Genomic DNA, 13,448 nt, shown 5'->3' on the forward strand with positions numbered 1-13,448 from the left:
ACGAGATCTTCGGAGGCATCTGCGAGCGCCAGTGCCAATTCCGCAGCCGACCATCCACGTTTCTGCAAACTGACGAGCATTTCCACCATCGCGACTTCGACTTCTCGTCTGCAGCTCGAAATCGGCTTCAATTCGATATGTTTCTCATCACATGCCGTGGTCATCGTAGCCTCCGCTCTGCCATATGAAAGGCAGCGTTAACAATTTCGACAATGGGTGGATATGGTAGGGGTTGCATGCAAGCCTCGAGCCATTACACATCGACACAGATTGCCTCGGCTGCGCGCAACCCCTCGCGCGCCATTATTTGCCGATGTCCGGCATCATGAGCGTCTCGCATGAATCTGCACAATAGGTGGTGGAATTCTTCCCGGCGCCTGAGGGATGCACGCGGAATGAGTCCTGTTGCAAGCCAACGCTTGCGCAAAGCGCGCAAGAACAATCCTCCGATGGTTCACGACCTCTCCTCCTATTTTTGCTTGTTTTGTTTTGAACAAATATCGTTGTAAGTTGCCGGCGCCTCGAAACTACATTGCACCGGCAGCTGCGTATTTTGGAAGTTCCGAACTTCCTTTGGAATTAACCACTACTCATTTAGATATATGAACAGGACGCAATTGTCGTTATCGCCGCATCCTGAAAGTTATCAGTCCGTCCATTTATGCTCGCCAGGGAATATGATAGGTAGCGGTTTTGTCGCAAACTTTCTAAAAGGCCGCAGAAGCGGCCATCGCTGGACACAGTTATGCAGCGAGTGCGGCGAATTGCTGAAATGCCGATTGGCCACTGGTTGAAAATTGGCGCTTGCGGATCATGTGAGCCACCTCGATACCATCCAGGGTTGCTGACGCAGACTGAAAGGATTTGAAGCCCTTCATGGGGCGGGTCAGCTTCTTGATAAACCGGTGGTCCTGCTCAATCGTGTTGTTGAGGTATTTGACCTGCCGGATCTCGATCAGCCAGAACCATCCATACAACAGCAGCCGCCAGTTGATGTTTTGCAATCCTGCCAGGTTCGCGCCGCTCTTGTCGATGACGACCTTTTCGGGCCAGCCATTGTTCTTAATCGTGCGGGCGAAGAACGCGCTGGCCGCGGCCTCATCGCGGTGCTCAGACAGCATGAAATCAAGGGTTTTGCCGAATTTGTCGACAGCCCGACAGAAATAGGTCCACTTGCCTTTGACCTGGATATAGGTCTCGTCCATCCGCCAGGAGCTGCTGGTTGCGGATTTGCGCCGCTGGGCCTGGCAGGCAATCAGGGGCGAATATTTCACGACCCATCTGTTCAGCGTCGCGTGGTCAACGGTAACGCCGCGCTCGGCCATAATCTCTTCCAGATCACGATAGGAGACCGCATATCTCACGTAGGAAAAATACCGCGTATAAAATCACGTCTTTCGGGTAATGACTGCCTTTGAAATCGACCATGATCGTGAAACTCAATCTGCCTGCTCATCTCAACCCCGGATCTACGCCTACAATGCTGGTTGCAAACCCGGTGAAAAGTTTTGCGACAGAACCCTTTCCTCAACTCGCAGCATGTCGAACCCCCTCGGTCATCGGCCTTGCCGCCCAGACTAACCATCTGGTGACGGCAATGCAGATCCCCGTCGATCCGGAATTCGATAATGCCAAATATTGTGCGATCAGTCGTTGAGCATTGCCGGCCTTGAATAGATTCGAACCTACGACCACTGGTTGGCGACTGGGACGGAATGGATAATCAATCGGCTACCGGCGTTGTGTGCTGCTTCGAATGAAATGGTCATGACTTGCGTATGGTACGCTAATCGCATACCATTCAGCAGTAAAATCGGAGGCTGGAAACTATGGCGACGGTCGAGAAAATTACGATTGCACTGACATCCGAAATGGCGGGCTTTGTGCGAAGCGCGGTCGATGCTGGCGAATATGCATCGACGAGTGAAGCCATCCGTGATGCCGTCCGCGAATGGAAGGAGCGACGAGATTTGCTCGGCTACACCGTCGAGGATCTGCGAGCGCTCGTACAAGATGGCATCGAAAGCGGCCCAAGCTCCCGCACGACAATGGCAGAGGTAAAAGCTGCAGCGCTCGAGCGATTAAAATCTGCACGACCCGAACGCTAAGCATGCTTCCAATTATCCGAACCAATCGTGCGGACGAGGACCTGATCGAGATATGGTCCTACATAGCCATTGACAACATATCTGCGGCTGACCGTGTTCTTGACGCGATTGAAGCACGCTGGGACAATCTCGCCCGACACCCCTACTCGGGGGTTGCGCGCGACGATATCGCGCCAGGCATTCGGCATCTCGTTTCAGGTGAGTATCTGACTCTTTATCGGCTCAGTGGCAGTGCCATTGAAATCGTCCGCGTCCTGCACGGGCGCAGAAAGATTTCCTCCAAAGTGACTATATAACGGCGGGCTCGCGGTACCCCTCATATAAGATCTCGGATTGGAGAATCTACACCAAGTGCAGCATGGGCGTTTGAAGGGTAGTGGATCAGCCGAACTCGGCCCCGAGGCATGTATGGCAGAACGCCGGAATCGCGCCCTTCAAAGCGGAAAAATCGAATTTAGACGTCGGAACAGAACAGTTAGACTCTAAGAAGCACTTTGATCGCGCGGCGCTCATCCATAGCGCGATAACCGTCGGCGACATCCGCGAGCGGAACTTCCAAGTCGAAGACCTTACCGGGATTGATGGTCCGGCTTAGTACCAGATCTATAAGATCAGGTAGGAACCGGCGCACTGGCGCGGGGCCGCCCAGCAGACTTTTCTGAGCAAAAAACAGTGTCTGCCCTTCGAACTGCACGCCATGAGGAACGCCAACAAAGCCAATTGCACCGCCGGGCCGGGCGGAACTTATCGCCTGCGTCATCGCCTCTTGGGTGCCCACGCACTCCAAGACAGAATCGGCGCCCACGCCTTTTGTCAGTTCCTTGATCCTGGCGACCCCTTCATCTCCACGCTCAGACACGATATCGGTTGCGCCGAACTCGATTGCAAGATCTTGCCGGGTTTTGTGGCGGCTCATCGCAATGATCCGTTCGGCACCCATCTGCTTGGTTGCCAAAACACCCATTAGTCCTACAGCCCCGTCACCAACGACAACTGCAGTAGAGCCCGGCCCGACGCGTGCTGCCTCTGCCGCATACCATCCCGTTCCGAGTACATCCGATGTCGCAAGGAGGCTTGGAATTAGATCATCGGAGGGTATTTCCGCAGTCGCAACCAACGTGCCGTCTGCAAGGGGCACGCGGTCAAAGGGTGCCTGTGCGGCGGACATGAATTCACGTTGTTCACACGAGGAAGGGAAACCAAAACGGCAATGTGGGCACGTATTGTCGGAGATGCAAAAAGATCCAATTACAAACTGGCCTGGGCGTACAGTCCGCACCGCACTGCCAACTTCAACGACAATGCCGCAGTATTCGTGGCCCATATGCATCGGCCCGGATACGTCTTGCAAGCCACGATAGGGCCAAAGATCAGAGCCACAAATGCAGGACGCTGAGAGCTTGATAATTGCGTCAGTCGGATACAGAATTTTTGGATCTGTAACCTCTTCACATCGAATGTCCCCAGGAGAGCGAAGCACCGTACCAAGCATGAAAAATCTCCTCCAACGACATTCTTCTTGCTGACCGCAGTTAGATCACTGCGGCCATAGCAAGCTTTAACCTCGCATCATATCGTCGAAGGGCATCGCTGATTAGGGAGGGAAATCTGATAACCATTATCGAATTAGCTCATGAATGTTCGCAGTGTCCGTGTGGAATCAGCTTCATAAGCTGGCCAAAGGCGTCGATACGATCTTCGCGGTGAGAAAGGGCTGCATCGGCGGCCCTTTCCATCGGGTGGTACGTGCCAAATACTCTCGGAGACGGCCTTCGCCATTGATGAAATCTACTCATGATCGCAAGCGAAACGTCCTGCCTAATCGAACGAACTGATCTCCATTAGATATCTCCCTGACTGTCACAACCAATGGAGATCGACATGGACACAGCTAATGACACCGTCAATCACGATGAACCCGACACTGGACGCCGCACCTTGCTGAAGATGACCGGTGTCGGAGTCGCAGCGCTTGGCGTGGCCTCGGTTGCTGGTTCGCCTGCTCTCGCCCAAGCCAGTGCAGAATGGGACAAAGTCTTCCCGAAGAGCGACAAAGTCGACCATCAGAAAGTGAACTTCAAAAACCGTTATGGCATTACCCTAGTCGGCGATCTGTATCTGCCGAAGAACCGGGGCAACGGACAGCTGCCGGCAATTGTTGTTGGTGGCCCGTTTGGCGCCGTGAAGGAGCAGTCGTCTGGTCTCTACGCACAGAACATGGCGGAACGCGGATTCGCAACGATTGCCTTCGATCCGTCTTATACCGGGGAAAGCAGCGGTGAACCGCGCAATATAGCGTCGCCAGACATCAACACTGAGGACTTTAGTGCAGCGGTGGACTTCATTGGTCTGCGGCCTGAAGTCGACCGCGAGCGGATCGGCGTGATCGGTGTGTGCGGTTGGGGCGGCATGGCGTTGAACGCTGTCGCCGTGGACAAGCGCGTCAAGGCGGTGGTAGCGAGCACCATGTACGACATGACGCGCGTCATGTCGAAAGGTTACAACGACAGCGTGACCCTCGAACAGCGCACGAAAGCGCTGGAGCAATTAAGCAGTCAACGTTGGGCCGACGCGGACAAGGGAACGCCGGCTTACCAGCCGCCCTATAATGAACTTAAGGGTGGCGAAGCGCAGTTCTTGGTCGATTATCACGACTATTACATGACGCCGCGTGGATATCATAAGCGCGCAGTCAACTCGGGCAACGCGTGGTCGCAGACCACTCCGCTGTCCTTCATGAACATGCCGATCCTGACCTACATTACGGAAATTTCGCCGCGCCCGGTCCTGTTCATTCACGGCGAAAAGGCACACTCGCTTTATTTCAGCCAGACCGCCTACGCCGCTGCGGCAGAGCCAAAGGAACTCGTGATCATTCCAGGTGCCAGCCACACGGATCTCTATGACCAGCTGGACGTGATTCCATTCGACAAGCTGCAATCGTTCTTCGAGCAGCATCTCGTCGTTTAATATTCAGTCGAGCAAGTCTCGCTAAGACCGGCCGACGGACGTAAAACTCCGTCGGCCGGCTTCGTAGTGAGAACAGTCTCTGCTTGCGCAAAGCCACTATCGCATGTGTTCGCGTTCACACTTTATAAGAGAAATGCGACGATGCGTTGAGCGCGCCTTGACGCCCATCTTGTCGAAAAACGGACGACCATTGGGGCGCCCATTTCGGGCAGGCTCACGAAGGCGTGGTTCGCCAGCGTCTCCGGCTTATGGGTTAAGACGCCATTCCCGGCTGGACCGCCTTCAGCACACCAAGATCGCCGACGGAGCAAAATCGGCAATATCGAGGTTCGAGCCGACTTGGTCCTCGGACGATACGCAAACGCCGCGAGGCCGCCGAACAAAAAGTTAATATTGGCTATATTTGCAGGAGAGCGAGATTGCAAAAATCACTTGCATATAACTTCATAGAATATGTCCGGCTTACCTGCGATCTAGTTTGTTGAATTGCCGATCGTTCTTAATAAGCGCGCAACACATAGCCGCCCATTTTCCATTTCAGCCACCTGCCGAACCAGCGGGTGAAAGCGCCGTCATCACGACAGGTCGCGACCAGAAATCATTTCTGCACGACATTTCATCCCATTCACGCATTCCCGCGGAGGACACTCCATGCCTCAACTGACTATTAGCCGTATGTTGCTCCTGTTTGCACTCCTCGTCACTGCGGGCCTTGTCACCGCTCTGGGCGTCCAGACTTACGCTATTAAGCGCGTCCAAATCGACGGTCCGCTTTACAACGAGATCAAGAGCCAAAAGGATCTGTTGGCAGATCTTGTACCGCCGCCGCTTTTTGCCGTGGAAGCCTATGCAGCGATCTATGAAGCAAATTTTCATGCCGATCGGCGAAGCCGGGCGATTGCGCGGATCCACGAACTCAAGAAGCTCTACGACGACCGCAAAGCAGCGTGGGTTGCAGCGGATCTTACCGAGCCGGAAGCGAAGATCATCAGGGAGAAGCTCATCCCCGCTTCGGATCGATTCTGGTTCGTGACTCTCGAACAGTTCATTCCGGCGGTTGGCAGGAAGTACGACACGATGATGGCTGTCATGGATGATTTGGCGCGGGCATATCAGGACCAAAGACAAGCCGTACTCGAACTCAGCGAACTCGCGTCGGAAGTATCGGCTTCCAATGAACGATTGGCGACCAGCGAAGCGAGCTGGCTTGGATCCACCGCACTATACGGTGGGCTCTTGGCAGTCCTGGTGTTCGTGCTTGGCGTAATCTTCATCAGGATTCGCGCTATCTCTCCGCTTGGCGCAATCACCCGCTTCATGGAAAAAATGGCAAGAGGCGAAACTGAACTCTCGGTTCCCTTCAAGAGCCGTTCTGACGAGATCGGTCTCATTGCGAGGGCACTGGAAGTCTTTAGAATGACCGGGATCGAGAAGGAGAAGCTGGAGTTCGAAGCCCAGGCAGCCGGCGTTCAACGCATGCAAGACCAACAGGCTCGGGAAGCCGATGCACTCCGGCGTGCAAATGATACGGCCATGGTGGTGGACCAACTGGGTGCGGCGCTGCGGGGGCTCGCCGACAGCAATCTCCAAGTGAAAATCTCCGACAGCTTTAGTCCGGAATTTGAGCAAATCAGGGAGGACTTCAACCGTTCGATCGAAACGTTGGAGGACACGCTCGAAAGAGTGATGGATGGAACCGTCGACGTCCGTCGCGCCAGCGCAGAATTGAGTGCCGGTGCAGATCATATGTCGAGGCGGACTGAGAATCAGGCGGCCGCACTCGAGCAGGCGTCGGCTGCCCTGGAGCAAATTACCGCAACAATTGGACATCTAACGACAAATACGCAGCTAACGCGCCAACTCGTGGGTCAGGCCCGCACACGCGCCGAAGATTCGAGCGAAGTGATGAAAAACGCGGTTGAGGCAATGCATCGCATCGAACGTTCGGCCAACGAGATCGCTCAGATAATCAGCGTCATCGACGAAATAGCGTTCCAGACCAATCTACTGGCTCTGAACGCGGGGGTAGAGGCGGCACGTGCCGGAGAAAGCGGCAAGGGGTTTGCAGTCGTGGCAAGTGAAGTCCGCGAACTGGCTCAACGTTCGGCCAGTGCGGCCAAACAGATCAAGCTTCTGATCGACAACTCCACGACAGAGGTCAGTCAAGGTGTGAAGCACGTAGCGGAAACAGGCAAAGCCCTAACAGAAATTACCGCGTTCGTTGCGTCCATAGATGTGAAGGTCGTTGATATTGTCGTCGGAATCCAAGAGCAGTCGACCGGCCTGCGTGAGACGTCAGCAGCAATCAATGCCCTTGACAGCACGACCCAGCAAAATGCTGCGATGGCTGAAGAGACGGCTGCCATGAGCAGCACGCTGACCGAGCAGGCGGCGGCACTGGCTGAAGAAGTCCAAAAATTTCAACTCAACAACACGCAACAAACCCATGGACAACGCAACGTGCTGCGATCGCGGCTCAACGCGGCCTAGCGGTTCTGTGACACTCAAACGACAAAAGGTTGATTTTATGAATAAGCTCTTGAAGGTCGCCAGTCGTACGGCGGTGGCATTGAGTATCGCAACTGTCTTCGCCGACAGCGTAGCCGCCAAGGATTTGACCTTGGGATACGTCGTCGCCAGTTTGAAGATCCCTTTCAACGTCGCCACGAAAAAAGGCTTCGAGGAAGCTGCGCGGGAAGCCGGCGTGAAGACCATTGTCATAGACCCGGAAGGCAGCATTCCCAGACAGACCGCAGCGATTGACGAACTTATCGCAAAAGGGGTTGACGGCATTGGCTTTTTGCCAATGGACTCGGTGCTGGCTGCGACCTATGCGGATAAAAGCTTGGCACAGAAAGTTCCAACCGTCTCAGTCGCAGTTCAAGTTGGCGACAGCACGACACGCAGTTTGCGCGATGTCTATTCCAGTCTATCGGCATTGGTGACCACAGATGATGTCGCAATCGGGGAACGGGCTGGAGAGTTGGCAACCGGTTTGTTGCCGAAAAATCGTCCTGTGAAAATTGCAATCATCGAAGGCGCGCACGGTTATTCTGCAGTTCCCCAAAGGACGCAAGGCTTTCGAGCAGCTCTTGACAAAGCCGGCGTGGACTATCGGATTGCGGGATCGCAGCCCACAGACTGGACGCCCGAGCAAGGTGCGGCCGCCTGCCAGAAGTTTTTGTCGGACAACCCAGATCTGGACCTCATCTTCAGTCAAGCAGATCCAATGGCCATCGGCTGCGCCCAAGCGCTTCGCTCTTCCGGCTCTGCGGTGAAGCTTGTCGCCACCGGCGGTGGTTCTCTGGAGGGAAATGAAGCGATCGCAAAAGGCGATATCGATGGATCAGTATGCACGCGGCCCGAGCTCTTGGGCCGGCTTATGTTGAAAGTGCTTTACGAAGCGGCGACGAATCCTGGCGCCCAAAAGGCTCAGTTGGTGACATATGACAGCGCGCTGATTACGAAGGAGACACTCCAAAATTGCCCGCCTGAATGGTGACAGCCTTTTCCGTCGTTGTGCCATAGATATGATCCCACTATATCGGAGAAATCGTTGCCGGGCTGACCTCTGCGCCAGCCTGGGCGCCAAATTGGCCAGGTAACAGGATGGGTTTGCCGGGAGGTCGTAACCGGCAAAGCCGGTTGGCATCTGCCTTTCCAGTAACGCCTTGCCTTGGATGCGCTTGTGATAGTCACAGCGACGATCGTGCCACAACACAATGATACCGATCTCTTCATCCTCGATCATTCGAGAGCCGGTTTCGTCCTGAAGCTATTCGAATCAAAGTTGGTGGATCCGCGCTCGAGCAGCCATCCAGAAACATTCATGAGCACAGCTAATCATAACATGCGGCAGTTGCCTGCTAAACGAGCGCTCCGTCCTCGTCTATAAATCCAGAAACACGCGGATTGATTACAGTTTTTCTGTAATGGGAAGCACTTTGCAGGCCCGACGCAAGTCAACGGTCGTTCGACCACCATGAATAGCTCGGCAGAATGGGATCCCTAATCGTAAGGCTTGACCGGAAAGAGGCGTTGATTTGACCATTGAAACCAAGTCGGGCAGCACGCCGGACATGATCGAGACGGCCCTGAACGACGCAGAAAGGACAGGTTTCAAGATCGCCGCCGTTGGCCGGACGATCGCCGTAACTCTCATCGCTCTGGCTTTTCTTCCAAGCTACTATTTTCCCATAAACATCGGGATTTCTGCCATCACGTTGGCGATCGCGTTGATTGGGCTCACCTCTCTCGCCGCAATTGGGACGCGCTATGAAATAAAAGCTCGATTCGCTATCTTCGCGTTTGATGCCACCGTTGTCACCGTTTTGCTCGCATTCATACCGCTGAGCAGTGGCGGGGATATACCTCAAAATCTTGTCTTCTTGACGAGTTCTGTCCAATACTACTACGTCGTTGTCGCGGCATCGGTCTTGACCCTTTCGCCTCCGATTGTCATCTGGACGGGATCATGGGCCACAGGCGGACTTATTTTCGCAACATGGTGGATCCGGTCTGGAATGGACAAGGTGCTGAGTTACGGCGATTTGCCGATCGCACCATCGCCAGAGATCTTTTTTGAAACCGTATTGAGCCCGAACTTTCTGGGAATGGCATCTCGCGTACAAGAAGCTCTCATCATAGCTCTGGTGACGGCGATAGCGGCGTTGGCGGTTCATCGAGCAAGACGAGTTGTGCGCAATCACGCGCGCGCGGAGGCAAGTGAGCGGCGTGTGCAGCGTCTTTTTGGACGTTACGTGCCTGCTCCTATACTGCGCGAACTTTTGGATGCTGGGCACCTGGCACCACAGACGCGGTTCGCGACACTTCTCTTCGCTGACATTGAAGGGTTCACACGCCTTTCAGAAAGCATGCATCCGACGGAGCTCGTTCAGTTGCTGAACGAGTTTTTCACTGCGGTTACAGAGATAGTCGGCCGCAACGGCGGTGTCGTCATCAACTACATCGGCGATGCTTTGCTTGTGTCGTTCAACGCACCGCTTCCAGTCGAAGACCACGCCGATCGTGCTCTGGCTGCCTCTCTGGAGATCTTGGCAATGACGACCAGTCAACAGTTCGACGGGCAAACCATCCGTTTGCGGATCGGTATTGCGACCGGGCTCATCGCTGCCGGGACGGTTGGTGCTGCCGATGACCGTCAAACCTACACTGTTTACGGAAACCCCGTAAATCTTGCTCAAAGACTTCAGGAACTCACCAAAGACATGAATACGAATTGTCTCATCTGTGGTGTCACAGCGCAGCAAGCGCGCGCGGTTGGCCCTACCCTGACCCGCCTCGGGCTTTTCACCATTCGAAATCTTGCAACACCCACCGAGGTATTCGCGCACGCCAATAGCGGCGCGCCAACGGCTCCAGATGCCTCGTGACACTTTCATCAAGTCCTTGAACCTGATCTGCCAGACGATCAACTTTTCCTGCGGGGCCAAACTCAAGCGATCCGGGTGACTAGCTATACAAGGCCCTGCCTGTGCTAAGAAGGAACCTGGAAAAGTCGTGGGCTCAAAAGCTAGGGCTCGCTCGCGCGCCATCATCGCTGCCCACAGACGCCTCGCAGATACGCACTCTTTTCCTGCTTTGGCCCATCGCATTCATGAGAGAGCTTCATGATTGCATGCGCATATCAGCCGCTAATCGCTTGTGCGTTCTAAGTCTATATGTGCCTGGCGGACCCTGGTTCGCAAGACCGCGGACATCGCCGCGGTCGAAGATACGCGCCCGATCGCCCGGACAAGTCCGGCCAGACTTCGAATTTGGCGACCTTTAGTACGCCACCGCCGTTGGGCGCCCACCGCGTGAAAATAAAGAGGCTACAATATGCTACTAGAACTCTCTTCGACGAGCGTTTCCGATTCAGGCCGTGGTTCATCTTGGGGCGGGGTGTTTGCGCTGGCTCTGGGGGCCTTCGCCCTGGTTGCGTCCGAGTTTATGCCGGTCAGCCTTTTGACCCCCATCGCCGCCGACCTGCAGATCACGGAGGGTCAAGCTGGCCAAGCGATCTCGGTCTCCGGCGCCTTTGCCGTCCTCACCAGTCTTCTCATTTCCGCCGTTGCCGGCCAGCTCGACAGAAAACTTGTCCTGCTAGTGTTGACGGCTCTCATGATCATCTCGGGGACGATCGTGGCAATGGCGCCAAATTACGAGATCTTCATGGTCGGCCGCGCCTTTGTCGGTATCGCCATCGGCGGCTTTTGGTCGATGTCGGCTGCGACCGCAATGCGTCTTGTACCGAGTGATCAAGTGCCCCGCGCTCTGTCGATCCTCAATGGCGGCAATGCATTAGCAACAGTAATCGCAGCGCCACTCGGGAGCTTCTTAGGTGGCTTCATTGGCTGGCGTGGAGCGTTCTTTTTTGTCGTGCCAATCGCCGCGATCGTCTTCATTTGGCAGCTGTTCAGTTTGCCGTCGATGAAGACAGAAACGCGAACGAGCGTCGCGGGCGTGTTCCTGGTCCTCAAAAGGCCCGTGGTCGCACTGGGCATGGCTGCGGTCAGCWTCTTCTTTATGGGGCAGTTCGCTCTGTTCACCTATCTCAGACCATTTCTGGAAACGGTCGAGCATGTCGACGTTTCTACCCTCTCCCTTGTCCTCTTGATGATGGGCGTGACCGGTTTTGTCGGCACTTCGCTTATCGGCGCATTTTTAAAGGATCGTCTGTACCGCACAATTATCACCATTCCCGTCATCATGGCGTTGATCGCGGGGGCTCTGGTTCTGTCCGGCACCGGGGTCGCGATGACCACCCTTTTGCTGAGTATGTGGGGTTTGTTTGCCACCGCGGCACCAGTCGGCTGGTGGACATGGGTCGCCAGGACGTTGCCGAACGACGCGGAGGCAGGCGGGGGCCTAATGGTCGCAGTCGTCCAGCTGGCGATCACGTTTGGTGCCGTTGTCGGCGGAATTCTGTTTGATACCACCGGGTATCAGGCGACCTTTGGCGCCAGCACCGTCCTACTCCTGATCGCCGCGGTCTTGACAGCGCTGACCGCGCGCAGCGCTCGCACGGACACGCAAAACGCTTAAACGATACCCAGCTGTTGCGGCCATCGGCTGTCCCATCTTGAGCGACCGCTCCGTCCACAAGGGGGGTGCATCAAAGGTTATATGGTGCATTTGCCGGCATCTTCACGAAGGCCGGGCCGCATGCCATACGAGGAGCGAGTTGTGCTAGGGCGGGGCCCGAACAGCCACGGCTCGTGCCGGTGGGGCACCAGGACATTGTGCCGAGCTGGCAAAGGGCGCTGCTTTAACGATTAGAAGCGCATCCGGAACCGTAAGGCGACAGGTTTGAGGAAACAGCATGAAAAAATACTCCATAGCTCTCATCCCCGGCGACGGAATCGGTGTCGCCGTCACAAACGCGGCACGGGAGGTACTGGAGACGGTAGCAAAGAGGGAGAACTTCAAGGTCGAAGCGACGAGTTTTCCCTGGTCTTGCGCCTTCTATAAAGAGACGGGCGCAATGATGCCCGAAAATGGTATCGAGGTTCTTCGGGGCTACGACGCGATTTTGCTGGGTGCAGTCGGTTGGCCTGCCGAAGTCCCGGATTCTGTGTCGTTGCACGGTCTATTGCTGCCTATTCGCAAGGCCTTCGTACAATATGCCAATATTCGCCCTCATCGTCTTTTGCCCGGCGTGCAAGGTCCGTTGAAGTCGAGCGATTTCGATATCCTGTGTATCCGCGAGAACACGGAGGGAGAGTATTCTGGTGCTGGCGGCCGCGTTCATGTCGGCACGCCCGACGAAGTTGCGGTGGAGACATCGATTTTTACCCGCAATGGTGTCGAACGCATACTGCGTTTCGCCTTCGAACAGGCACGCCAGCGCCGCCGGAAGCTGGCGTCGGTGACAAAATCGAACGCGCAAAAATACTCCATGGTTTTCTGGGACGAAATCACCGAGAAGCTTTCCAGCGAATATGCCGATGTCGAGGTGAAGAGCTATCACATCGATGCCATGGCGGCACGAATGGTCATGGCGCCTGAAAGTCTTGATGTCGTCGTCGCGTCAAACCTTTTCGGCGATATTCTCACCGACCTGGGCGCTGCTATCCAAGGGGGCCTCGGATTTGCGGCTTCAGCGAATATCAACCCCAACCGTACCGCACCATCCATGTTCGAACCGGTCCACGGCTCGGCGCCCGACATCGCGCATCTGGGCATAGCCAATCCCATCGCTGCGATCTGGTCGGCGTCGATGATGCTCGATCATCTTGGCGAAACGGCAGCAGCTGCAGAGATTATCAGCGCCGTCGAGACCGTGACCACCCGTGGTATCGGGATCAAGGCCGGTAGCAATAAGACAGATGAGATCACCGCTGCCGTCCTCGCGGCTCTTGCTTGAGT

At 55.4% G+C, this 13,448-nt stretch carries 11 protein-coding genes; 9 read left to right on the top strand and 2 right to left on the bottom strand.

What is annotated here, in order from left to right:
- Positions 1 to 743: 743 nt before the first annotated feature.
- Positions 744 to 1,428 (bottom strand): IS6 family transposase gene (locus AC1D2N_RS23430; RefSeq protein WP_245275440.1). Its coding sequence is split into 2 segments (ribosomal slippage): positions 744 to 1,367 and positions 1,369 to 1,428, totalling 684 coding nucleotides; the frame shifts between segments, so codons are not numbered across the junction.
- On the opposite strand from AC1D2N_RS23430, the gene AC1D2N_RS23435 reads away from it, so the two are divergent.
- The 3 genes from AC1D2N_RS23435 (at position 1,427) to AC1D2N_RS23445 (ending at position 2,404) form a co-directional block, all read left to right on the top strand.
- Positions 1,427 to 1,657: a hypothetical protein gene (locus AC1D2N_RS23435; RefSeq protein WP_018517195.1), complete on the top strand. Its 231-nt coding sequence runs from the start codon at positions 1,427 to 1,429 to the stop codon at positions 1,655 to 1,657. The two genes, AC1D2N_RS23430 and AC1D2N_RS23435, sit on opposite strands and share 2 nt — an antisense overlap.
- Positions 1,658 to 1,829: 172 nt before the next feature.
- Positions 1,830 to 2,108: a type II toxin-antitoxin system ParD family antitoxin gene (locus tag AC1D2N_RS23440; RefSeq protein WP_018517194.1), complete on the top strand. Its 279-nt coding sequence runs from the start codon at positions 1,830 to 1,832 to the stop codon at positions 2,106 to 2,108.
- Positions 2,109 to 2,110: 2 nt separating this feature from the next.
- Positions 2,111 to 2,404 carry a type II toxin-antitoxin system RelE/ParE family toxin gene (locus AC1D2N_RS23445; protein ID WP_018517193.1) on the top strand — a complete coding sequence of 98 codons (294 nt, stop codon included), beginning with the start codon at positions 2,111 to 2,113 and terminating at the stop codon, positions 2,402 to 2,404.
- A 179-nt stretch (positions 2,405 to 2,583) separates the two neighbouring features.
- Here AC1D2N_RS23445 and AC1D2N_RS23450 read toward each other — a convergent pair whose 3' ends face one another.
- Entirely contained in the window at positions 2,584 to 3,600 is a 1,017-nt protein-coding gene (locus AC1D2N_RS23450; protein ID WP_477982103.1) for a zinc-dependent alcohol dehydrogenase family protein, read from the bottom strand.
- Positions 3,601 to 3,989: 389 nt separating this feature from the next.
- On the opposite strand from AC1D2N_RS23450, the gene AC1D2N_RS23455 reads away from it, so the two are divergent.
- From AC1D2N_RS23455 to AC1D2N_RS23480, 6 genes are all read left to right on the top strand, one after another.
- Positions 3,990 to 5,078 (top strand): alpha/beta fold hydrolase, encoded by a 1,089-nt coding sequence (locus AC1D2N_RS23455; RefSeq protein ID WP_115156440.1) that lies wholly within the window; start codon positions 3,990 to 3,992, stop codon positions 5,076 to 5,078.
- Between the two features lie 651 nt (positions 5,079 to 5,729).
- Complete coding sequence (locus tag AC1D2N_RS23460; RefSeq protein WP_018517190.1) at positions 5,730 to 7,568, top strand: methyl-accepting chemotaxis protein; 1,839 nt, start codon at positions 5,730 to 5,732, stop codon at positions 7,566 to 7,568.
- 37 nt (positions 7,569 to 7,605) lie between these two features.
- Positions 7,606 to 8,580: a sugar ABC transporter substrate-binding protein gene (locus AC1D2N_RS23465; RefSeq protein WP_018517189.1), complete on the top strand. Its 975-nt coding sequence runs from the start codon at positions 7,606 to 7,608 to the stop codon at positions 8,578 to 8,580.
- Positions 8,581 to 9,121: 541 nt separating this feature from the next.
- Positions 9,122 to 10,471, top strand: coding sequence for an adenylate/guanylate cyclase domain-containing protein (locus AC1D2N_RS23470; protein WP_018517188.1), 1,350 nt, complete (start codon positions 9,122 to 9,124; stop codon positions 10,469 to 10,471).
- Between the two features lie 448 nt (positions 10,472 to 10,919).
- Entirely contained in the window at positions 10,920 to 12,125 is a 1,206-nt protein-coding gene (locus AC1D2N_RS23475) for an MFS transporter (RefSeq protein ID WP_477982106.1), read from the top strand.
- Between the two features lie 277 nt (positions 12,126 to 12,402).
- A complete protein-coding gene (locus AC1D2N_RS23480) occupies positions 12,403 to 13,446 on the top strand; it encodes a tartrate dehydrogenase (protein WP_018517186.1) in 1,044 nt (347 codons plus the stop codon).
- Positions 13,447 to 13,448: the final 2 nt, after the last annotated feature.

Source organism: Rhizobium sp. P1_B8, from assembly GCF_056406515.1.

What these genes read in the sequence shown, in the direction of transcription:
- AC1D2N_RS23455 (WP_115156440.1), top strand. Translation starts at nt 3,990, where the DNA reads ATGGACACAGCTAATGACACCGTCAATCACGATGAACCCGACACTGGA.
- AC1D2N_RS23450 (WP_477982103.1), bottom strand. Translation starts at nt 3,600, where the DNA reads ATGCTTGGTACGGTGCTTCGCTCTCCTGGGGACATTCGATGTGAAGAG.
- AC1D2N_RS23440 (WP_018517194.1), top strand. Translation starts at nt 1,830, where the DNA reads ATGGCGACGGTCGAGAAAATTACGATTGCACTGACATCCGAAATGGCG.
- AC1D2N_RS23460 (WP_018517190.1), top strand. Translation starts at nt 5,730, where the DNA reads ATGCCTCAACTGACTATTAGCCGTATGTTGCTCCTGTTTGCACTCCTC.
- AC1D2N_RS23465 (WP_018517189.1), top strand. Translation starts at nt 7,606, where the DNA reads ATGAATAAGCTCTTGAAGGTCGCCAGTCGTACGGCGGTGGCATTGAGT.
- AC1D2N_RS23480 (WP_018517186.1), top strand. Translation starts at nt 12,403, where the DNA reads ATGAAAAAATACTCCATAGCTCTCATCCCCGGCGACGGAATCGGTGTC.
- AC1D2N_RS23435 (WP_018517195.1), top strand. Translation starts at nt 1,427, where the DNA reads ATGATCGTGAAACTCAATCTGCCTGCTCATCTCAACCCCGGATCTACG.
- AC1D2N_RS23445 (WP_018517193.1), top strand. Translation starts at nt 2,111, where the DNA reads ATGCTTCCAATTATCCGAACCAATCGTGCGGACGAGGACCTGATCGAG.